The sequence below is a fragment of the Nitrospirota bacterium genome (assembly GCA_035516965.1).
Taxonomy (GTDB): domain Bacteria; phylum Nitrospirota; class UBA9217; order UBA9217; family UBA9217; genus MHEA01.
Genome location: DATIZR010000041.1, coordinates 22,750 through 43,838, shown reverse-complemented (window position 1 = coordinate 43,838; position 21,089 = coordinate 22,750). Strand labels below are relative to the sequence as shown.

The following is a 21,089-nucleotide window of genomic DNA, read 5'->3' as shown; positions in this document are numbered from 1 at the left end:
ACCTCATCAGCACCCGCCCGGAAACACGCAGAACAGGCACATTCCCTGAATATCCCGGCGCCGGATTTTTCCCGGACTCATCGCGAAGCGGCCCGTCTCATGCGTTCAGCCCGTTGCTGGCCGGAACAAATCCATCAGCCCCGCAAAATCATGGAGAATATGGTCAGGGCCGGCCTGCCGCAGTTCCGCTTCGGACCGGAAACCATAGGTCACGGCGCACGTGATGACGCCCGCTGCCTTGCCTGCCTTGACGTCGGTGGTGCCGTCGCCCACCATCACCGTCCGCTCCCGGGGCGCGCCGAACGCGGCCATAATGGTGAGCACCGCATCGGGGGCGGGCTTGAGCGGGAGACCGCGGTCCGCGCCGACCACGCTCCTGAAATAGTGCGCAATGCCGAGCCCCCGGAGCAGCGGCTCGACGAATTCTGTTGCCTTGTTGCTGATCACCGCCATCGGTACTGCTTTGAAATGCTCAAGCGTCTCGCGCACGCCCGGATAGAGCTGCGAGCGGGCCAGAAGGTTCCGGCCGTGATGGGCCGCGTAGATGCCCCTGGCCTCGCCGAGCAACTCCTGCGAGCCGCCGAGGGCCCGGGACAGGAGCATCGTGAGGCCGTCCCCGACGTACTGCCGCACCGTGTCCGGAGGCAGCTGCGGCCTGCCGAGCGCTGTCAGGGTGTAGTTGAGCGACGCGGTGATGTCCTCGAGGGTGTTCACGAGCGTGCCGTCGAGGTCGAATATGAAGAGGCTGACGGAGAGCATAGAAAGACAGGTCCCGGGGCCAGGCAGACGCTCCCACCGGATGCGCCGGAAACAGCCTGTTTCGGTGAATCTGAAATCACGGATTGAACGCAAGGAGCCTGATCAGACCACGGTCGGCAGGCCCAGATACTTTCGGGGATTGTCAGAAGCGAACTGGAACGCCCGCTCCTGAGGAACACCGAGGGTGATGAGGTTCTTGACCGCATCGGCTAGGGCGATCCCGCTGCCCAGAAGCGTCCCTCCCGGTCCCCGCACGGGCCCGCTGCCCCACCCGGCACCCTTGATCGCGTCGGAGATGAGGATGATCTTCCCGGGCGGCTTCATCTCTAATAGCATTTTTATGCTCTGGGGATGGAGATGGGCCAGGTCGGCGATGACCTCGACGTGGATGTCCTCGTCCATGAGCCCGAATCCGGCCAGACCCGGCTCCCGGTGATGGAACCCGCGCATGGCGTTGAAGATGTGCGTGATGCCCGTTGCGCCGGCGCGCTTTCCCTCCTCCGCCTGCTCGAAGGACGCGTCGCTGTGCCCCATGTGGACGAGTATCCCCTTCGCCCGGCATGCCTCGATCAGCTTGAGCGCCCCCGGCAGCTCCGGTGCTATGGTGATGACCCTGATGATGTCTTCGAACCCCTCGATCAGCCGCGTCAATGCATCCAGCGAAGGGTCGGCGAAGCTTTTTCCGTCAAGGGAACCCGCCCGCTCGGGGTTCAGGAACGGGCCCTCCAGGTGGACGCCGAGGATCTCGGCCCCCTGACGCCGCGATTCCATGGCGCGCCGGACCGCGCCCATATTCTCGCGCATGAGCTCGAGCGCATTGGGGTAGACCGTGGGCAGGACCGCCGCCGTGCCGCGCTCGGCGTGGCGGACCGCCATCCTCAGGATGTCGTCCTGTCTCCTCGTGCGCGTATCACAGTCATCGGCGCCGTGCACATGGATGTCGATCAGATAGTGTTTCCCCACCGTCTTTACATAGGCCATACTTAACTCCTGCAGAAAAACGACTCGGAGACATGGCCAACATACTTCTCACCGCGTCCCCCCGTCTTCCCATCTCCGCGTTTGCTTTACGTGATCTTCCCGCGCCTCGAAAAGAACTCGCTCAGCGCGAGGCGGATGACGGCGCCCCGGTCCCAGGGCTGTTTCAGCTCTTTCGTGAGCTCCGCCGCCACCTCGTCCAGCGCGGGGATGTGTTCGTCCTCGAGCTCGATCGTGACCTCCACGAGGCCGTGCTCGTGTTCGCTGTGATCATGATGATCGTGGCCGTTATGGCCGCAGTGCTCGTTGTGCTCATGGGAATGACCGTGTTTGTCGTTCATAGTATACCTCGGATTCCTTCTGCCACAGGGTGCACGGAAAAAGGCCGGATCGAAGGAAGATGACCGCACCGCCGCCGAAGGGTGAAATCGGCGGCAGCCTGTTCTGATTCTCTCCGTGGCCTCTGCGGCTAAAAGAGCATTTTCATCATCACCGGCAGGGTGAAGAACAGCGCAACGGTCGATGCGGCGACACAGACGGCGGCCAGGGGCACGTCGAGATCGAACTCATCGGCTATCACGAGTGAGAGCACCATGACCGGCATCGCACCTTCGATCACGACCGCCCTGAGGGCGTCCCCGGAAAGACCGGCCCGCGAGCCGATCCACCATGCCAGGACCGGAGACGCGAGCAGTTTGACGCCAAGGGCCGGGGCCGCTAACGGCAGCCGTTTCACGTCCTGAAAGTCGAGCGCCAGCCCGACCGTGAATGTCATGACCGGGATGACCGCCCTGCCCATCAATTGCGCCGCATCAAGCACGATCTCCGGCACCGGTACGCCGCCGAGGTTGACGACGAGCCCCCCGGCTACGGCCCAGAGCGGCGGGAGCCTGAGCACCCTGCCCAGGGAATCTCCCAGGGAGGCCGACGCCCCGCTTCCGTACCGCGCGGCGATGAACACCCCGAGCGTGAGCAGGACCGGTGTCGTCGCCAGGAGATCGTACAGGATCGCCACATAGCCGAAGCGGGACCCCATCATCTGCGTGATGACCGGCAGCCCGAGATAGGTGACGTTGCCGAAGGACGACGAGAGGATCAGCACGCCGAGGGCACGGCGATCCATCGATCTGAACCGGGGGAGCAGCGCATACAACGCGAAGCCGGCGCCGATCGACGCAAGGGTCACGAGCGCAGCAGTCACGGGCACGGCGATGAAGCTCCGGTCGGCGTGTGCCGTTGCCACAAGGCCGAAGGCGAGCGCGGGCAGGAAAAAATGCAGCACGCTTACGCTCAGGGCGTGGCGCACGCGGTGCCGGTCGATGCCGCCGGGGTCGAAGAAACGCCAGGCGTATCCGGCCGCGATGATCAGGCCGAATGAATAGAGGACCTTATTGATACGTTCTCCCCGAGATCATGATGCCGGATCGCGCTGCCCCTTCCGAAGGTAGCTGTCTACCGACAATTGTAGCCGCTTTCAATAAAAGTTTCCAAGATTTTTTTTGATCCCTTTGACAAAAACTTCCGCCTTGTCTATAATGACGCCTGTCCCGGACTTCATACATCCCGGGAATGAATCCAATACCAGGGAGGATATCACATGCAATTATGGATCGGATTAATCGGAGCGCTCATCATGCTGGGAGGGCTGGCAGGCATCTATTACCTTATCATCAAGCAGAACGCGACACTCGGCATCAAGACCATTCATTTCGCGGCGATCGTCCTGATCCTTCCGCTCATGATGGTCCTCGGCCTGTTCGGGATCCTGCACGCGGAGACCATCGGTACGGTGATCGGCGTCATTATCGGCTTCGTCTTGACGGGTTTCGGCAGGGAGTCGCAGGGCTGATTTCAGACGGTATTACTGGAAAAAGGCAGGCCTGCCATGGCCTGCCTTTTTTGTTGTCCCTTCTTGTGCGGGAAGGCCGATGCCACGGAACGTGATGGACCGCGGAACATCATGAAGCGGGGAGCGCCCTGATCAACAGAACCCCTCCGTTATCCTTTCCCGGTTCAGCCGTTCTTTTCCATCCCCTTCTTCGGCAGGAACGGAATGGTCAGCATGCCCGGGATGGTGAGGAAACAAACGATGATGAAGAACGTCCGGTAACCGACCATTTGCTGCAAATAGCCGCTCACGAGTCCCGGCACCATCATGCCGAGGGCCATGATCCCCGTCGAGATGGCATAGTGGGACGTCTTATAGTTTCCCTGCGCTGAGTACATGAGGTAGACCGTGAAAACAGTAAAGCCCATCCCGTACCCGAACTGCTCGAGCGCCACGAGCGGATACACCAGTGCGATCGAAGGCTGAGAAGACGCCAAATACACGAAGAAGATATCTGGCAGATGCATGGCAGCGACCATGGGCCACACGGCACGCCGGAACCCGAAGCGCGAGAGGACCCATCCCCCCAGGATGCCGCCGGTAACGAGAGAGAGAACGCCTACGGTACCGTACACAAGGCCAACGTCCGATGTGGACAGACCGAGCCCGCCCGAGCCCGCCTTGTCCAGCAGGAACGGCGGGACCAGTTTGAGCAGCATGGCCTCGCCCAGCCGGTAGCAAAGGATGAACGCGATGACCACGCCGACCCGCTCCTGCCTGAAATAGGCGGCAAAGACCTCGCCAAAGGAAGCCCCGGAGGAACGGTCCTGAGCGGTCCGCCGCCCGTCTGCCGGTGGATAAGGCAGCATGAGCCGGTGGTAGCCGAAAGCGATCAGGAACAGCGCTCCCGCGATCGAGAACACGATCGACCAGCTCAAGGGAATGTTCCCCGTCGAGGTTTCGAACCTTCCCGCGAGATAGACCAGGAACCCCGACCCGAAGATCATCGCGAGCCGGTAGAAGGCCGCCCGAAGCCCCACGAACAACGCCTGGTCCTTTTCCGACAGGGCAAGCATGTAGAACCCGTCGGTGGCGATGTCATAGGTAGCGGAAATGAAGGCGCCGAGGACGAAGGCCGCAAGGGAAAGAACGAAGAAGCCGGAGGTCTGCAGCGACCAGGCGACAACGAAGAGCGAAAGCCCCATGGCGAGCTGGGTCGAGAGGATCCAGGTCCGCTTCGTGGAGGTGATGTCCACGAGGGGGCCCCAGAACATCTTGATGACCCACGGGAGGTAGAGCCAGCTCGTCCAGAAGGCGATGTGCGCGTTGTCGATGCCCATTCGCTTGTACAGGATGACCGACACGGTGTTGATGAGCACGTAGGGCAGGCCTTCGGCGAAATAGAGCGTGGGCAGGAAGGTCCAGGGGTTGCGGGAGGCGGGCTGTCGTGTCATGGGCGTAAGAGTAGCAGAATGATCGGCAAAGTTCCATAGAAAAAGGCAGGGATGACGTCCCTGCCTTTTGAATTCTTCCCCATAAGCAATTCTATTACTTCTGCTCTTCCTTCTGCTCTTCCCTCTTCTCTTCCGGTTTTAGTGGCTCCGCCTTCACCAGGTCCAGCGTCTTCTTGACATCGGGGATCAGCACGCTGTCCGGGTACAGCTTCATAAATTCTTCCAGCTCATGGATGGCCTTTGGGCCATCGCCCTTCTCGATGGCTTCAAGCCCATCCTTAAACTCGGTCAGCTCCTCCTCGCTCACGGCCTCGTCGCCCTTTTTCCCCTTCCAGTAGAGCGCCGCCTGGCTGTTTTCCCTGCCGCCGCGCACTCCGGCGACGCTGGTGCTCATCGGCATTGACTTCTTCGGCACAAGCTGGGCGATCTTCTGCTGCAGGCTCTTGAGCCAGTCGGTCATAACAGACCCCGATCTCTTTTCCTGTTCAAGGGCGAGGACCATGCTGCCGGACAGGATGAGCATCAGAATGACAAAAAACACTTTTTTCATAGTAGCCTCCCGTTTTTTTGCATAAGGTTCGGAGTTCGAGGTCCGGAGAAAATAATCCGCAAAGTGCTCCTTTTTCATCCGATTCGTTCCACGCTCCGAACTCACTACTTTTCTATTGCACGATCCCCAGACTCGCGACAAGATCGCCGCACTGACGCAGCACACGCGGATCCAGAGCCGCGGCGTTCTGGAACAGCTTCTTCGCCTCCTCTTTCCTGCCAAGCCGCAGCAGGACGCGGGTCAGGTTTGCCATGATGCCCGTGTCATCGGGACAGTCCGCAAGGGATGCTTCATAGGCCTTTCTGGCGTCCTCATACCGCTCCTGCAGGAAGCTGACGTTGCCGATATTGTTGTACGCGAGCGCGCTGTTCTTATCAAGGGCAAGGACCTTCTGGAACTGTACGAGAGACTCGGCATAGAGGCCGTTCTCGCCGTACAGGATGCCGAGCTGGGCAAGGGCCGCAACATCGTTCGGATCCTTCTTGAGCTGCGCGACATATGCTGCTGACAGGAGGGCAAGCCGCTGGCTTCCGAGCGCTTCGAGCTCCTCGGGGAACGCGGCCTCGATCGCTTCCCGGGGCACCCTGGCCGATTTCGAGTCCCCGTTCGGCAGCGTGACCGGCTTGAACACGTCCCATGCCTTTTGCGTTTCGATGAGGTCGATCTTGCCCCTGGCCGACCAGTCCCGGTATTCCTCGGCGCCCTTCTGCCAGGCCCGGGTGAACGACGACCCGACCATGGTCATCTCAACGGGGATCCAGATCGTTCCCTGGTACGATACGATCATCTGGTCGTCAAAGCCCAGTGTTGCCTTGTCCTTTTCCGTCACGCCCGTGTTGAACATGACGAACACGTGCCCCGGAACATCAATGAACGCCGTGGAGATCCCGATGTCCTCCATGCACGCCGCGAACAGGATCGAGAGATCGTCGCAGTCCCCGCTTTTCCGCGAAAGCGTGTCGCGCGGGTACGCGAGATAGTCGACGCTCGCCGGCTTCTCGGAGAATTCCTGGAACGGACTGGTCGGGTCCACAATGTACTTGAGGCCGAGCACGCCGAGCGCGTCATACAGGGCGCGCGCATAGACCAGCGACTGATGCAGATTGGGGTTCGTGTCCACGTAGGGCCGTATGACGGCGCGGCTGAAGTCAACGACCGGCGGGTCCTTGGGCGTCACAAAGGCGCCCAGCTTGGCCTTCTGGTCCCAGACCATCGCATGCCGTTCGTACAGCATCACCGGGAAGCTCCGGGTCACTTGTTTTGCTTCTCCCGCTATGTAGTACGTGAGAGCTATCTCGCTCTGGACCGGCGTGTTTTCGGTCACCTCCAGTATCCTGTTGCTGAACACCGGCTTGAGCTGCACCGCCACCTGCTCCCTGGCGGGGACCTGTTCGATCTCGATCTCGCTCGGATAATCCATGAAATCCTTGATGGAGAAGCTCAGCTTGACCTTGGGATAGGCGCTGTCCGTATTGTTCCTGACGACGACCCTGCCCGCGGGATGGGACTCGTAGTACTTGTAGGATGATGAGAAGATCGCGCCCACCTCGATGGTTGCGATCTCGAGCGGCGGCACGGTCAGCGACGCTTTCGGAGTGGACGCGAACACGACCTCGCCTGCCGGGCTTTCATCGCCTTCTTTTCCGACGGCCGTGACCTGGTAGTAGTAAACGGTCTCGTCCGCGAGGGGGCTGTCGATGAACAGGGTGCTGTCAGCCTGAGCGAGCAGCTCGAAGCCCGACGCCAGCTGCTTGGTCCGGTAGATTCGGTAGTGGGCGACAAAGGGTTCGAGGTTCGGGAGCCAGGAAAGCGTTGCCTGCTTTTCGAGCGCCTCGATCCGAACTTTTTTCGGAGCTGCGGGAATGAGCTTCGGTGTTACGGCCGAGACGATCGTCGAAGCCGCGCTCTCATGTCCCTCCTTTGCCTTGCTCGCGATGCGATAGTAAAAGGTCTTATCGCTGGGCAGGCCCCTGTCTACAAAGAAGGGGTCCGTGGCCGTACCAACGAGCTGGAACGGACCCCCGGCCGACTCGCCCCGGTAGATATGATACTGCTCGAGATAGCTCTCGCCGCCGCCCTTCCAGCCCAGCTGTATCTCATTGACGCGCGCCTGGGTCATCAAGTCCTGCGGCACGGACGGGGTCTGGCGGAGTGTGAAGACCTGCACTCTGTTGTTGCCCCGGTCGCCCACGTAGAGCCGTAGGCCGCCCTCCAGGGCGAGGCCCTGGGGCGACTTGAACTCGCCCGGCCCCTTCCCCTCGCTGCCGAAGGCGCGAAGGAACTTGCCGTCCGTGTCGAATACCTGGACGCGCGCGTTCCCGGCGTCGAGCACGAAGACCTCGTTGTCCTGGGAGACCAGGATATTCGACGGGCTGCTGAACTCGCCGTCCTGTTTCCCGGCCCTTCCCGCCTCCCAGACGAGGGTCCCGTTGCTGTCGTATTTCGCGATCCTGTTGTTGCCGCGGTCTGCGATGTAGACATGCTCGCCGGCGTCGACGGTGATGTCCGCGGGTTCCGAGAACTGGCCGGAGAGCTTGCCCGGCTTGCCGAACATGCCGAGGAACATGCCCCTGGCGTTGAACACCTGCACGCGCTTGTTGCCCGTGTCAGCCACAAAAAGATTACCCTTGCGGCTGATGGCGACGCTGCCGGGAGAATCGAACTCTCCCTCCCCTGAACCCGGCTTCCCGATCACCTGCAGGAGGTTCCCCTCGATGCTGAACTTCTGCAGGCGGCCATTGCCCGTATCGACGACCCAGAACTTTCCCGATGCGTCCAGGGCAAGCCCGCGGGGATTGTTGAACATGCCCGGCTCGCTGCCCCGCGACCCGATCCTGCGCCCCGCGCTCACCCCGACCGCGATGATCGAATCGGCGGCCAGGCCATACACGCGTTTGTCCATGCCAAAGGCGGCCACCTCTCCCGGGATCTCCCGGGCGAATTCAACGATCGCCGGCGGAGAGGCAGGCACGACCGGCTTGCCCTCGATCTCGCAGGTGAACACCTGGAACGTGTGCTTTTCCGCGTCGAGCACAAAGACTTTGCCGTCCTTGTCCACGGCGAGGCCGGCCGCCTCGCGGAACTGGCCCGGGCCGCTGCCCTCGGAGCCGAGGGAGGCCACGAGCCTGCCCTGGGGATCGAACTTCTTCAGTTTATAGTTCCCGGTGTCTGCCACAAAGATGCTGCCGGTCTGGTCCACGGCGAGCCCCTGGGGATAGTTAAAGCCCTCACTTCCCTTGCCCTTCGTGCCGAACTGCTCCAGCTGCACGCCGTCATGGTCGAAGATCCTGACCGAATTTCCGTCCCGGTCGAGCACGTAGATCTTGTTCTGGACATCCGCTGCGACTGCCACCGGAGCCTTCATCTCGTTCTTGTTCTTCACCTCGATCAGCCTCACGAATATGCCGTTGGTGGTCAGGACCTGCACGCGGCCGTTCCCCCGGTCAGCGACGTACAGGAGGCCGCGCTGCGCGAAAAGCCCTGCAGGGCTGTTGAACTCGCGGGGAGCGCTCCCCTTTGCGCCGAAACTGCGGATGGATCTGCCTTCAGCATCGAACACCTGGATCCGGTGGTTCCCGGTGTCAGCAATGTAGACGAGTCCCTGTTCGTCGATCGCGATGCCAGCCGGCGATTTGAACTGGCCCGGCTTGTCGCCTTTCGCGCCCCAGGAAAGGACAGTCTTCCCGGCCTGGTCCATGACAACCACGCGATGGGCGTCGGAGTCCGCCACGTACAGCCTGTCTCCGGAAATTGCTACGGCCCGGGGCTCATTCAGCTGGTGCTGCCTTGTCTTTTTATCGAGCTCGCCGCCCTCACGGATAAACTCGATCTGCTGGTAGGCGTATGATCGTGAGGAAAGGAACAGGATGAGAAAAATGGGAATGCTGCGCTTGAATGTGGTCCACTTCATGTGCTCCTCCGAAGTGACAGAGGGAAAAGAACCGTGACGACCGGTCACTCCTCCTGCCGGAGACATTCGATAAGTTATAAGCACATTCATTGTACCACAAAAGTACCAAATACCCAAATTATTTTTCTTAACATAATTTTATGTTTATAGTCGGCTTTCCAAGGGGAATTTTTTGACTTTCTATCATATGTTGTGATATCGTGAGGGAAATTTGGCACAAAAGGGATGGGCTCATGAAGATGACTCTATTCAGGCGGTCGTTAATTACAGTCCTTATTCTTGCCGCATTCACTCCGGTCACAGCACTGGCCCTTGACCTCTTCGTTGATCCTAACGTCACGACTGATAATACCCACTTTTCGACGATTCAATCGGCGATCACTTACGCAAACAACCTGCTGACCGGTCCGACCCCCACGACAACCACGTTTCGAGTCATCGTTGAATCGAATAACTCTACTCCTTACAGCGGCCCAATCACGCTCATCAGCAATGTTCCTCTCATTGGACGCGAAACATCGCGGACGATCCTGATCGGAACCAGCAGCGGGCCTATCATTACGGCCAGTGGAGTGACGGGCAACATCACCATCAAGAATTTCACGTTCAAGAATGCAAATACAGGCATCAGCTTATTGAACAATTCCCAGGTAAAAGTTGCGAACAATGTATTTGGGACCGGACTAACGACAGGCGTTCAGGTTTCAGCCTCGCCGAATTCTTCAATCATTAATAACGTTTTTTATCAAGCCGGCTCGGCCATCACCAGGGACCAGGATATCATCGTCACGAATAATATTTTTTCCGGCAATCAGTTGGCAATATCGAATCCGGCCGGTGTCCCGACTGCCAATGTCACGTACAATGATTATTTCAATAATACGACTGACGGGGTATTGCTGGATGCTCATTCATTTCCGAACACCCAGGTGCAGAATACGGACCCTCTTTTTGTCGATGCCTTGAACGGCGATTTCCATCTCCTGGCCGCATCACCTTGCATCAAAAATTCGGGGAATCCCAGTGGGAATCCCAGCTACCCCAACTTCTTTGACAGCAGCACCTTCGACATGGGCGCCTTTGGCGGTCCGGACACGGATACGGTGCCGCTCCCCGTGGCAGGTCTTAAATCGGAAACGACGGGATCGTTTTCCGTCTCTCTGAACTGGATCCAGAATAACAGCTACTTGGTCAGCGGCTATCATGTGTATTATGGAACGGACACCACTTACACTGGCACCAACGCCGCGGAAGGCACGTCTCCCATCACCGTTTCCGGCGCTACTACGACATCGCAGACCTTAAGCAACCTGGTTTCCCTGGCAGTGACGACGCCTGATCCACCGACGATTCTCGCGCTCAGCCCGATGAACAACAGCCTCCTGGTCAGTTGGGTTATGTCGTCGGGAGCATCGGGGTATAAAATTTATTACGATACCGCGCCGTTTTCCGCGCCCACGTCGACGACCCCGTTTTTCCCCGCTACCGTCAGCCCCTTTACCTTGCCGGGCCTGACAAATTTACAAACCTATTATGTGGCTGTGTCGGCCGTTGCTCAGACGACTTACCATATCGCGATGACGTCGACCAACAGCGGCGGATCACCCGTTCCGGGAATCAGCTACGAGAGTGTTTTTTCTACGGATATTCCGTTTACCGTCGGTTCGCCCCTGGAAAGCTTAATATCAAACGTTCTGAGCGAGTTTCCCGAAGGCATTAATCCCTATCCGAACCTGCCGAACAAGGGCTGTTTCATCGCGACGGCGGCCTATGGTTACTATTCGGCTCCCCAGGTGCAGGTGTTGCGCGAGTTCCGGGACCGGTTCCTGATGACGAACGGCCCGGGCAGGGCCTTTGTCCAGTGGTATTACCGCGTCGGTCCCGGAGCGGCTTCCTTCATAACGAATCATCCCTGGCTCAAACCTGTGGTCCGGGCCGCACTGTTGCCGCTGCTCGGAGGCGCCTACTTCCTCCTCTATACGCCGCTGCCAATCCAGATGGCGACGCTGTTCTGTCTGGTTCTGCTGCCGGTCTTTATCATTCGGAGGAGAAATTCGTTACGAAGCGGAGGCGCGCGTTGAAAAAGCTCGTATTGGTCCTGATCCTCGTTGCTCTGCCCGCGGCCGCCTTCGCAGCAGATGAACTGAACGAACGGCCCCATTGGTCTCTCGAGATGAAAGGCGGGTGGTTCATTCCCGCTCTTGACAACTGGTCCCTGTTTTACGGCAGCAGGAATATGACCGAATTCGGCGGCACCCTTGCATACAAAATAATTAGGCAGGTGGAAGCAGGTGTTGAGGGCTCGTTCGTTCATGGCTCGGGGCAGGGCTTTGCTCCCGTGCATGGCATTCTTTCCGGCAATGTGAAGTATGACCTCTACCCGCTGAATGTGTTTGTGCTCGCCCGCGGCGTTTTGAGTGAGCAGCAGTGGCTGGTGCCGTATGCAGGAGGAGGCTGGACGAGGATATTCTACCGGGAAGATATCACGGATCAGGAAATTATCCGGGGGGCCGAGAACGGCTATCACGTCAGGGGCGGGCTTCAGCTGCTGTTGGACGGCCTCGATCCGCAAGCGGCGAATAACATGGTCCGCGACTACGGGATCTATCACACCTACCTGTTCTTCGAGGCGAAATATACGCGGGTGATGGTCGATACTGCCGGTACGGCGAGCACGCCAGGCCAGTCGGTCAATATCGGGGGGAAGAGCCTGCTCGCGGGATTTTTGTTCGAGTTTTAGACGACGATATGTAATTCAGGCTTCATGCTGCGCGAATCCCGCGACTCGCAATCGCCCGGCTCCTGCCGGTGGGGGCTCCACTGAGCAAGAAATCATCCTGCTTCCCCTTCACGTTCCATCCACCACTTCCCCATCCCTGATCTCGATGGTCCTTCCCGCCCTCTTCGCATTCTCTCTGCTGTGCGTCACCATGACGATGGTGTGACCTTCCGCGTGAAGGCCCTCCAGCATCTCCAGCACCTTGTCGCCGGTCTTCGTATCGAGGTTGCCCGTGGGTTCATCGGCAAGGATGAGCGCCGGATTGTTCACGATGGCCCGGGCGATCGCCACGCGTTCCTGTTCGCCGCCCGAGAGCTGGGACGGAAGCCGTCCCGCCTTGCTTTCCAGACCGACCCGGGAGAGGGCTTCGATCGCCCTCGCCTTTGCGGCCCCGTTCAGGCCCGGCTGGATCGCCAGCGGCAGCATCACGTTCTCGGCGGCCGTAAGATAGGGCACGAGATAGAACGACTGGAACACGAAACCCAGGTACTCCCGGCGGAAGTCTGAAAGCTTGTTCTGCCCGAGGCTGCCAAGGCTGATCCCGTCGACAATAATGGACCCCGACGTCGGGTGGCTCAAGCCGCCCATGATCGAAAGCAGGGTGCTCTTGCCCGAACCCGACGGCCCCATCACGGCCACGAACTCGCCCGTATCGATGCCGAGCGAGATGCCCTTGAGCGCAGCGTATTCCTCGTCGCCGGCGTGGAAAATTTTCTTCACATTGTTCAGATCTATGAATGGCATGACGGTTCCTTTACTCTGTGCCCTGAACTGGCGCGTTCTTAGAGCGTTTTGAGCGCCTCGACCGGATCAAGCCGGCCTGCGCGGACCGCCGGGTAAACGCTCGCAACGATCCCGACCGAGACCGATGCGGCAAGGGCGGCCACGGCCAGCATCGGGTCGAACTCGAATTTCAGGTTGTACGCGTTCATGAGGTAGGGCGCGACGAACCGGGGGCTGATGATCCCGATGACGGAGCCCGCGAAGCCGGCCAGCAGGCTCACGATAAAAGCCTCGATCAGCAGCACCTGGATGATATGCCCGGTGCGGAACCCGATGGCGCGGAACAGGCCGATCTCCTGCACGCGCTCCTTCACGGACGCCGTCATGGCGAAGAAGATGATCATGCCCGCCACGATCAGGAGCAGCACCGAGATCCCGAGCGAAAACTTGTGGAAGTAATGCATGGCCTGCATCTTGAGCTCGACGGTCTCCTTGACCGCCACGGCCCGGGCGCCGGGCAGAACGTTGTTCACCTGCGTCACCATGTCCTCGATGGGACAGCCGCTGCAGAGCGCCGAAAGCTCGATAAGGCTGACGGAATTGCCCTTGTTGAACTGCTTCTGGACCCACTGCATGTCCGCGAATATCAGGCCGTCGTCCTGCGAGCCGGTCGCGCCGAGCACGCCCGCCACGCGAAGGGACCCATTCCGGCCGAGAGCGATCCGGTCGCCGGGTGCGAGCTGCAGCCGTGCTGCCGCGTCCTTGCCGATCAGCGCCTCGCCGCTCTCCTGGGGATTCAAGCCCGCCGCGATGCGCCACCATTTCTTGAGCCTCCGCTCGGCCTTGAAATCGACGCCCGCAAGCAGCACCTTCGTGCCCTTCACCTCGGTCTGGACCAGGAGCTTCGGCGCAATGGTGCTGATGTTTTCCCGGTTCTTGATCGTCCGGATCTTGTCCACGTCGATCGTGGTCAGTTCCCTGCCGCCGGTATTCACTGCCGAGACCGTAAGGCCGCCGTAGGAGAGCGGCAGGCCCTCCGATGCCGGAAGCACGAGGATGTTCGCCCCGAACTCGTCCAAGGCATGCATCACCTCGCGGTTCATGGCGTCGCCGACCGAGGTCATGGCAACGGCGGCACCGATGCCGATGGCGAGTCCCGAGACCAGGAAAAAGGTGCGGCCTTTCTTGCGGAGGAGGTTGTTCAGCGAGATGTCGATTAGCTTCATATGCTATCCTTGATAAGCCTCCACTTTATTAACCACAGAGGACACAGAGATAATTTTATTATTCTTTACTCTGTGCGTTCGGTGTGCTCTGTGGCAGGTTTCAGTCTCTTTAAGAGCTTGCCTTGACTCGTTCCATTTAAAAATACTGCACGCCGGAGTCGAGATCCTTCGCCTTCAGCACCAGCATCGGGCCGTCTGCGGCCTTTTCAACCGGGATAGGGTTGCAGCCTCCGGTCAGCTTGCCGATGTCCGCGGGCGTGAATCCCATGCCGCAGTTGTTGCAGACCACGAGGTCCCCCTCCTGCCGGTAGCCGAGCTTGGCATGATTGCAGGCCACGCAGGCGTCGAAGGCGGTCCTGATGCTCCCGTCGGAGGCCTTCATCACGAAGAAGGTGACGGTCTTGCCTCCCGTCGCATAGGCGAAGAAATGGGCACTGCCGTCCTCGACGCTCGCGATCGGGATGCGCACGTCGCCGTTCTGGGGAGTGACCATCACGGCCTTTGTCAGCCTTGCCGATGCATCGCGATGGGGCGGGAACAGGGGATGACCTCCCATGCGCGCCGCACGGAACTGCTGGAACAGGATGCCACCCGCGACGACCGCGACCACGGCTGCCGCGATCACGGTGGGCTTCACCCAGGTCTTTTCCCGGCCCATGACGCGGGCCTTTTTATCATGCAACGATGCGCCCGACTGACCGGTCCCGCAGGACTTGCAGAACCTGGCGCTCTCCTTTAATTCTGCACCACATTTTCCACACGTGCTCATGCTTCATTTCCTCCCCTACAGTTCAGATATGCTTCCCCCCTGATACCGGAGGGAGCTGATGATTCTGGTGTCCTTGATGATGTCCACCTGCATATGACAGCCGAAATCAATGACCTTCGCGGATACGGCCTCCGCCCCGTGCTTTTCATGCCAGTACCGGAGCGCTGCGTCCGCGGCCTCGCCCGCGTTCAACGGGTCCGTTGAACGGGCCGCTCCCCGGTTCGCCATGCCGCACCCGCTCCTCGCTGTCCGGCATCCGCCGCTCCCTGCCCGGGGGGCTGTTGAAGCCCCGGCCCCGCTGCCGCAGCATCCGCACCCTGCTCCGGACCACTGCTCGGCCAGCGTGACGCGGACCGAAGCCGCAGCAGTATGATCCTGCAGCCACTGGTCCAGGGCTGCCCGGCCCGTGCGGGGATCGGCGCTCACCGGGATAACCTTTTCTTCGATGAACTTGTTGACCAGCAGACCTCGCTCGACCGCCTGCTCGAAGTCCTTCATGCTGCCGTACTGCGATACCACGCGCTGGTTGAACACTGCCTCATCGAAACCCGACGCCGACCGCGCTCGGGCCGCTGTTGATGCGATCTCCTCGCGCGAGACGGAGACCCCTGCCTTGCGCGCTTCCTGCAGGACCAGCCGCTGGGTGATCAGCGAGTTCAGGACCGCGTATCTGAGCCTGGCATCCACCGCTTCGCGGCTGCCTGCTGTGCGGGCCGCCTCGGCATCGAGTTCGCGGAGGCTGATCGTCTCTCCGTTCACAACGGCCGCGACTCCGCCGGGCAGAATATATTTATAGTAGCCAATCCAGCCCGCAATGGCGAGAACAGGGACGAGCAGGAGAGCATAGAGATAGACTCTCCGCGTCTTGAGCGTTGACGGCGCCTGCGGTCCTTCCTGCATGGCGGAGCCGCACTCACTGCAGAACCGGGCATCAGGTTCGTTCTCAATTTTGCACTGTGGGCAAAGCATTAGATTCCCTCCTCATGCCAGGCAGGACATCTTCTGCAGGGCTCGATAATTCGATAATTATTTATTATAGTTTGCAATTACCCTGCCAGATAAGCATCATGAGGAAAAACAAAGAGATGAAATGTTGCCCGTAGAGCAGGCTGTGTCATTTGATACAGACGGGACAGGAGAAAAGACAGAGGCCTCGAAACGCGCAGAAGATATCACGATGATCTTCGTCCGGTTCAGTCGCAGCAGCGGCCCGACAAGGCGCGGCTGACCTGGTCCACCTGCACCTGCACGTGCGCCCGTCCGCCAAACTGCCTGAAGGCGATCATGGAGAGCACGGTCGCAGCATGCAATGCCCACCTTGAAACTGCTCTGCAGAGGTCTAGTTATGTTCAGACAATCCTATTGAAAAAAAAGACGGGACCGCTCTCCATCCCCCGCAAACAGCGGTCCCCTCATCGCTCCGAGACAGCCCCGCCCTCAGGAGCCGCCGGAGCTGCTCCGCTTACCAGCAGAACACCTTATCGTGGCTGAACACGTCCGCCACCAGCGCGTCATAGGCCACGCCGCCCTTGTACAGCTCTATTGTCTTAACCTGATTCCCCGCGGCCTGGACCTCGATGATCTTCTTCGTGCTCGCGTCAGGCGCTTTTTTTAACAGGTACAGAATTTTCATACCATGTCCTCCCTGCTAGTAAGGCACCACGATATCATACTCAAGCAGCTTCTTCGCCATATCCTCGAGCGTGATCATCGTGAAGCCATTGTCCGGATTGTTGGAATAGACCTTCAGGTCCAGTTCGGTGACGAGTTCGAGCGGCTGTGCGATCTCGGGATTGCCCTTGTCGAGCTTGTTGTCCAGCACGAAGACTTCGATCGTATCGTCGGCGAGCGTCAATCCGCCGGCTACGCGGAGCGCCTCGCCCTGACGGTCCCGCACGATAACAGCGATTTTTTTCGTATCTCCCATTATGTAGCCCCTTGTTCCTTTCCGATGAGATTAGAACACCAGCACGCGCGCGCTGTCATGCAGCATGCCGGCATTATTGTACTGACTGCCATACGAAATGCCGTCGGTCTTTTCATGGAGCCCGACCCGCTCGCAGCTGTGGTCGCAGCACGAGAAATCAACGCCCTCCACCTTGAGCAGTTCCAGGAACTTGGGGTCTTGCGTGAAACGGACTCCCTCGTCGGTCATAAATATCATCACGGACTTCCCTGCCGCACGTGCGGCCTTGACGGTTCCGGCAATGTGGTCCAGGTTATCATAACGGGTGATCATGATTCCCAATGTCTCAGCCATTCTCCTCACCTCCTTTCGCAATGTGATCGGACAACTGAATCCGGCCTTGTTGGTTTTCTAACAGTTGTTTTACTGGCGCCTTGGCCGAAAAAGAGAGCCGAACGGGATGTCCCGCCCGGCTCCCCCGAACATCTTTCTCTATGCTTCCAATTCCCGCATGGGTCTGATGAGCAGGAAATAAACCATGGTCCAGTTCCCCAGGATGATGAAGAGGTTCGCCACCCAGCTCGAAACCGCGAGCGTGGACACGCCGGTAAGGCTGTGGCCGATGTTGCAGCCGCCGCCGATCTGCGCGCCGATTCCCATGACCGCCCCGCCGAGGAAGACCTTCAGAAGCTCGTCGGCCGGCGGCACCTTGAGCTTCACTTCGTTCAAGAGCTTGCCGCTGATAAAAGCGCCAATCGGCACGGCCAGCACATAGAGCGAGCTCCAGGAGAACGTGATCCCGAGGAGCGTCATGGTCCTGTCCGATGCACCGGCCTGGGAATTTCCGAAGAACACGGCAAGAAAGAACTCACGGACCGGACCGGTAAAGGAAAGGCCGCGCGCCCTGCCGCCGAAATAGTCCGAGGCCCAGAAGGCGGCGACGGCAAGGATGCCGACCAGGAGGCCGGCAAGGGACCAGGAATATCCCTTTTTTGCCTTCTGGAACGGTTTCCCCTGGAACACAAAGTACAGCATAATCGCAGCTGCGACCGCGATCACGATCCACTTGTTGATGCCGATGATGTTGTTGAGCGTCGGGACCGTATCCTCGCCCACGAACACCTGGTAGGAGGTGAGCGCATCGTACACGGGCTTCAGGATGCCGAACTTCGTCATGGCGATGCCGAAAAAGAAACCGCATACCGCCAGCACATAGGCCAGGTTGCCCTCACCCACGCGGTACAGGATGCCGCTGCCGCAGCCACCGGCAAGCACAATGCCCATGCCGAAGATGAATCCGCCGATGACGTTCGCGAAGGGCGCAAAGCCCTGGCGGTAAAGCTGGCCCGCGACAAAGGCACCGCTCTCGTAATGTCCAAGCCAGCCCATGTCTTCGATCAGGTTGGCACCGATCATAGCGACAGCGACCGCGAGCAGATACGCACGGAACATCGTGTAATCCTCGAAGAGCACCTCACGAAACGCCGAGTTCACGCAGAACCGTCCGCGCTGCAGAACGAACCCGAAGGCCGCTCCGATCAGCAGGCCGGACACAATATACGCAATTGTAGAAACCATTCTCCCTCCTTGAAATTTCCCCCCTCAGTGGTTTCCTGCAAGTACGATCTGGCTTCTGAGCACAGGTGTTCCGGTATTACGATTTTTTGATGAAGAGCTCCCAGTAGCCCTTGTCGTCGAGCTTCACTGATTCAAAGCTGTAGCCCTGCTTTTCGGCATACCGGGGAATGCTGTCCTCGGCCGATGCCGGAGCATCGCAGAGGACCTTGAGGGTCTGACCGCTCGCAAGTTTCTCGAGGGCCTTCTTCGTGAGGAGCAACGGATAGGGGCAAACTCTTCCGAGCGTGTCCAGGGTCTGATCGGGCGATGCGGTCTTGACTGACATGGTTAATCCTCCTTGGGAATATGATAGCTACAAATTCGGGCTGAAGAGCCCGCCTCTTTGCATCGGGGATGACGAAAAAGATTCACTCACGTACTGTGCCGGAGCATCACCTCCAGTGAGTAAGTTCGTAACAATGAGGAACAAAAAGCGGATGCAACCTTAACCTGAGGAAAAGGTGAGTTACCTTATCAAAATCCCGGTTCCCTGTCAATACTCCTTTTGCGATTTCGCAGATTAGAAATCAGGAAACACGGCTATTTACGTTCATTATAGGCACATCCGATGAACTTATAGCAGCGAGAGGACCGTCAGCACGATCACCACCATGAGCAGGCCGAAGCCGGTGAGAGCCGCGGCCTTTCTCTGCCGAAGCTCGGTGCCGGGTCCGGTATCGAGGAACGGCGCAAGGAGCATCAGGCTGAAGGCAAGACCGGGCAGGAGCACGGCGCCCACGAAGGTCCATTGCCCGGGGAAATACTTGGTCAACTGATACAGGAACAGAAAGTACCATTCAGGCCGCGGCTGGTATGGCGCCGAGAAATCGATCTCCCTGCCTGGCGACGACGGGAACAGAACGGCAAGGATCAGGACCGCCTCCAGGGTGAAGAGCGAGATCACCGAGATCTCGAGCAGGAAATCGGGAAAGAACTTTTTCTGATTTTTTTCGGTAGTAGCCATCAGGCGTCCGCGGCGCAACATAATTCATTGCAAGAGGGGGCCAGGAGCTTCTCGCTGTTATAGCGCTTTCTTCTTCGTTCCGCCCTCATCACAGCCCTCCCGAGATCCCGACCCTCCGCAGGATGTGAAAGTGCACCCAGAGGAAGAGGCCCGTCAGGAGCGGGAGCCAGAGGACATGTATGCTGTAGAACCGGAGAAGGGTCTGACCGCTCACGTCGGCGCCGCCCCTGATGAGCCCGGAGAGAGCGGGACCGGCGAACGGCACGGACCCCAGCATGTTGGTCCCCACGACCGTTGCCCAGTACGCCTTCTGGTCCCAGGGCAGAAGGTAGCCGGTGAACCCGAACGCGAGGGTGAGCAGCAAAAGGGCCGCTCCCGCGATCCAGTTCAATTCCCGGGGATTCTTGTACGACCCGGTGACGAACACTCTCAGCATGTGGAGCACGACCATGACGACCATGAGGTTTGCAGCCCAATGATGGAGGGAACGGAGCGTCTCGCCGAGCGGCACCGCGTGGTGCAGCCGCTGGATACTTTGGTATGCCTCGGCTTCGGAGGGGGTATAGTGGATAGAGAGCAGGAGTCCGGTCAGCACCTGAAGAAGGAACAGCGTAAAGGTTATACCGCCCAGACAAAAGAAATAATTGAGTCCCGCAGGCAGCGGTCGGTCAATGATCCTTCGGTGCCGCCTCGTCAACCCGAGACGGACATTGATATAGTCGAATAGGCGCATCATGGGTTAGTGCCGGATCCGCGCTATGCCTTGATCCCGACCATGACCATACCCGCAACGGTCCTTACGGGCAGCCGGCTCAGGGGCGCCGGCGGCGGACCGGCAATGTTGGCCCCGGTACGGTCGTAGCGGCCGCCGTGGCAGGGGCAGATGAACTCCCCCTTCTCTTTATTGTAGTTCACGAGACAGCCGAGGTGGGAACAGACGGCAGACAGCACAATCATGCCTTCCTGTGAGGAAACGATGAAGACCCGGGCTTTCCGCTCCTTGCCCGATACCGTATAGACCAGTTCGGCTTTCTTCACTCCCGACCGGGGAACTTCGTCCTCGGATAACAGCGGGAAGTAAGCAAGCTCCCGGGCCCGGCGCTCCGCGGGAACGAAGAGGGACACGGCCGGGACCAGATAGCCGATTCCGAAGAGCGCAAGCACGGCGTACAGCGATCTCTTCACGAACTTCCGTCTGCTCGTTTCCATGGAACGCCATAGTACGCCAGCGGACAGGGGAGTGTCAACGGTATTTGTCTGGCGTCGCTGCGCCGGAGACGGTGCGGCGGCCATCGGGGAATGGGTCAGCGCGCACGGGCGCGAAAGAAAATGTTGACAAACCCCCTCTTCTCGGGTATAAATGAATCATATTCAGTAAACCCTGACCACACAACTCCTGTTATCGTCAAACCCAGCGTACGCAACCAGGTTGAAAACATACCGTAACTGACACCGAATTATAGAAGGACATCGATCTCCGGAATAAATCACGACCTTAGGCAGCGCCACGGTTAACAATCACGCGACAGGACATCGTCAAGGAACCTACTCGCCTATCAAACACTATCTTAATCTTACTGCGCCATTACTACAGGAGTTGAAGACGGATCACCCCTCCCCTGGACG

22 protein-coding genes are annotated in these 21,089 nt (G+C 59.3%); 3 read left to right on the top strand and 19 right to left on the bottom strand.

Annotation, left to right across the window (positions count from 1 at the left end):
- Positions 1 to 105: 105 nt before the first annotated feature.
- From VL197_05395 to VL197_05380, 4 genes are all read right to left on the bottom strand, one after another.
- Positions 106 to 759, bottom strand: a complete 654-nt coding sequence (locus VL197_05395) for an HAD-IA family hydrolase (protein HUJ17410.1) — start codon at positions 757 to 759, stop codon at positions 106 to 108.
- Between the two features lie 102 nt (positions 760 to 861).
- Positions 862 to 1,740, bottom strand: coding sequence for an amidohydrolase family protein (locus VL197_05390; GenBank protein HUJ17409.1), 879 nt, complete (start codon positions 1,738 to 1,740; stop codon positions 862 to 864).
- Positions 1,741 to 1,826: 86 nt separating this feature from the next.
- The gene (locus VL197_05385; GenBank protein ID HUJ17408.1) at positions 1,827 to 2,078 is read right to left on the bottom strand and encodes a hypothetical protein; all 252 of its coding nucleotides are present in this window, start codon (positions 2,076 to 2,078) and stop codon (positions 1,827 to 1,829) included.
- 128 nt (positions 2,079 to 2,206) lie between these two features.
- On the bottom strand, positions 2,207 to 3,043 hold the full coding sequence (locus tag VL197_05380; GenBank protein ID HUJ17407.1) for an AEC family transporter: 837 nt from the start codon (positions 3,041 to 3,043) through the stop codon (positions 2,207 to 2,209).
- Positions 3,044 to 3,334: 291 nt separating this feature from the next.
- Between VL197_05380 and VL197_05375 the strand changes: the two genes are divergently transcribed.
- Complete coding sequence (locus tag VL197_05375) at positions 3,335 to 3,586, top strand: hypothetical protein (protein HUJ17406.1); 252 nt, start codon at positions 3,335 to 3,337, stop codon at positions 3,584 to 3,586.
- Positions 3,587 to 3,750: 164 nt separating this feature from the next.
- On the opposite strand, the gene VL197_05370 is transcribed toward VL197_05375, so the two are convergent.
- The 3 genes from VL197_05370 to VL197_05360 form a co-directional block, all read right to left on the bottom strand.
- On the bottom strand, positions 3,751 to 5,019 hold the full coding sequence (locus tag VL197_05370; GenBank protein HUJ17405.1) for an AmpG family muropeptide MFS transporter: 1,269 nt from the start codon (positions 5,017 to 5,019) through the stop codon (positions 3,751 to 3,753).
- A 94-nt stretch (positions 5,020 to 5,113) separates the two neighbouring features.
- On the bottom strand, positions 5,114 to 5,569 hold the full coding sequence (locus VL197_05365) for a hypothetical protein (protein ID HUJ17404.1): 456 nt from the start codon (positions 5,567 to 5,569) through the stop codon (positions 5,114 to 5,116).
- A gap of 112 nt (positions 5,570 to 5,681) precedes the next feature.
- Positions 5,682 to 9,479: a 6-bladed beta-propeller gene (locus VL197_05360; GenBank protein ID HUJ17403.1), complete on the bottom strand. Its 3,798-nt coding sequence runs from the start codon at positions 9,477 to 9,479 to the stop codon at positions 5,682 to 5,684.
- A gap of 233 nt (positions 9,480 to 9,712) precedes the next feature.
- Between VL197_05360 and VL197_05355 the strand changes: the two genes are divergently transcribed.
- Positions 9,713 to 11,560: a CFI-box-CTERM domain-containing protein gene (locus VL197_05355; GenBank protein HUJ17402.1), complete on the top strand. Its 1,848-nt coding sequence runs from the start codon at positions 9,713 to 9,715 to the stop codon at positions 11,558 to 11,560.
- Positions 11,557 to 12,219 (top strand): MXAN_2562 family outer membrane beta-barrel protein, encoded by a 663-nt coding sequence (locus VL197_05350; GenBank protein ID HUJ17401.1) that lies wholly within the window; start codon positions 11,557 to 11,559, stop codon positions 12,217 to 12,219. The genes VL197_05355 and VL197_05350 overlap by 4 nt, the downstream gene beginning before the upstream one ends.
- A gap of 108 nt (positions 12,220 to 12,327) precedes the next feature.
- Here VL197_05350 and VL197_05345 read toward each other — a convergent pair whose 3' ends face one another.
- From VL197_05345 to VL197_05290, 12 genes are all read right to left on the bottom strand, one after another.
- Complete coding sequence (locus VL197_05345) at positions 12,328 to 13,002, bottom strand: ABC transporter ATP-binding protein (protein ID HUJ17400.1); 675 nt, start codon at positions 13,000 to 13,002, stop codon at positions 12,328 to 12,330.
- Positions 13,003 to 13,040: 38 nt separating this feature from the next.
- Complete coding sequence (locus VL197_05340; protein HUJ17399.1) at positions 13,041 to 14,207, bottom strand: ABC transporter permease; 1,167 nt, start codon at positions 14,205 to 14,207, stop codon at positions 13,041 to 13,043.
- A gap of 136 nt (positions 14,208 to 14,343) precedes the next feature.
- Positions 14,344 to 14,976, bottom strand: a complete 633-nt coding sequence (locus VL197_05335) for a Fe-S-containing protein (protein HUJ17398.1) — start codon at positions 14,974 to 14,976, stop codon at positions 14,344 to 14,346.
- Positions 14,977 to 14,991: 15 nt separating this feature from the next.
- Positions 14,992 to 15,945 carry a SurA N-terminal domain-containing protein gene (locus VL197_05330; GenBank protein ID HUJ17397.1) on the bottom strand — a complete coding sequence of 318 codons (954 nt, stop codon included), beginning with the start codon at positions 15,943 to 15,945 and terminating at the stop codon, positions 14,992 to 14,994.
- Between the two features lie 493 nt (positions 15,946 to 16,438).
- Positions 16,439 to 16,609 (bottom strand): hypothetical protein, encoded by a 171-nt coding sequence (locus tag VL197_05325; protein HUJ17396.1) that lies wholly within the window; start codon positions 16,607 to 16,609, stop codon positions 16,439 to 16,441.
- A gap of 15 nt (positions 16,610 to 16,624) precedes the next feature.
- Positions 16,625 to 16,903 (bottom strand): hypothetical protein, encoded by a 279-nt coding sequence (locus VL197_05320; GenBank protein ID HUJ17395.1) that lies wholly within the window; start codon positions 16,901 to 16,903, stop codon positions 16,625 to 16,627.
- Between the two features lie 30 nt (positions 16,904 to 16,933).
- A complete protein-coding gene (locus VL197_05315; protein ID HUJ17394.1) occupies positions 16,934 to 17,236 on the bottom strand; it encodes a hypothetical protein in 303 nt (100 codons plus the stop codon).
- Positions 17,237 to 17,374: 138 nt separating this feature from the next.
- Positions 17,375 to 18,460, bottom strand: coding sequence for a YeeE/YedE family protein (locus VL197_05310; protein HUJ17393.1), 1,086 nt, complete (start codon positions 18,458 to 18,460; stop codon positions 17,375 to 17,377).
- A gap of 76 nt (positions 18,461 to 18,536) precedes the next feature.
- Positions 18,537 to 18,785, bottom strand: a complete 249-nt coding sequence (locus tag VL197_05305) for a sulfurtransferase TusA family protein (protein ID HUJ17392.1) — start codon at positions 18,783 to 18,785, stop codon at positions 18,537 to 18,539.
- 288 nt (positions 18,786 to 19,073) lie between these two features.
- Complete coding sequence (locus tag VL197_05300; GenBank protein ID HUJ17391.1) at positions 19,074 to 19,463, bottom strand: hypothetical protein; 390 nt, start codon at positions 19,461 to 19,463, stop codon at positions 19,074 to 19,076.
- Positions 19,464 to 19,551: 88 nt separating this feature from the next.
- On the bottom strand, positions 19,552 to 20,199 hold the full coding sequence (locus tag VL197_05295) for a cytochrome b N-terminal domain-containing protein (GenBank protein ID HUJ17390.1): 648 nt from the start codon (positions 20,197 to 20,199) through the stop codon (positions 19,552 to 19,554).
- A 20-nt stretch (positions 20,200 to 20,219) separates the two neighbouring features.
- Entirely contained in the window at positions 20,220 to 20,672 is a 453-nt protein-coding gene (locus VL197_05290) for a Rieske (2Fe-2S) protein (protein HUJ17389.1), read from the bottom strand.
- Between the last annotated feature and the right edge of the window lie 417 nt (positions 20,673 to 21,089).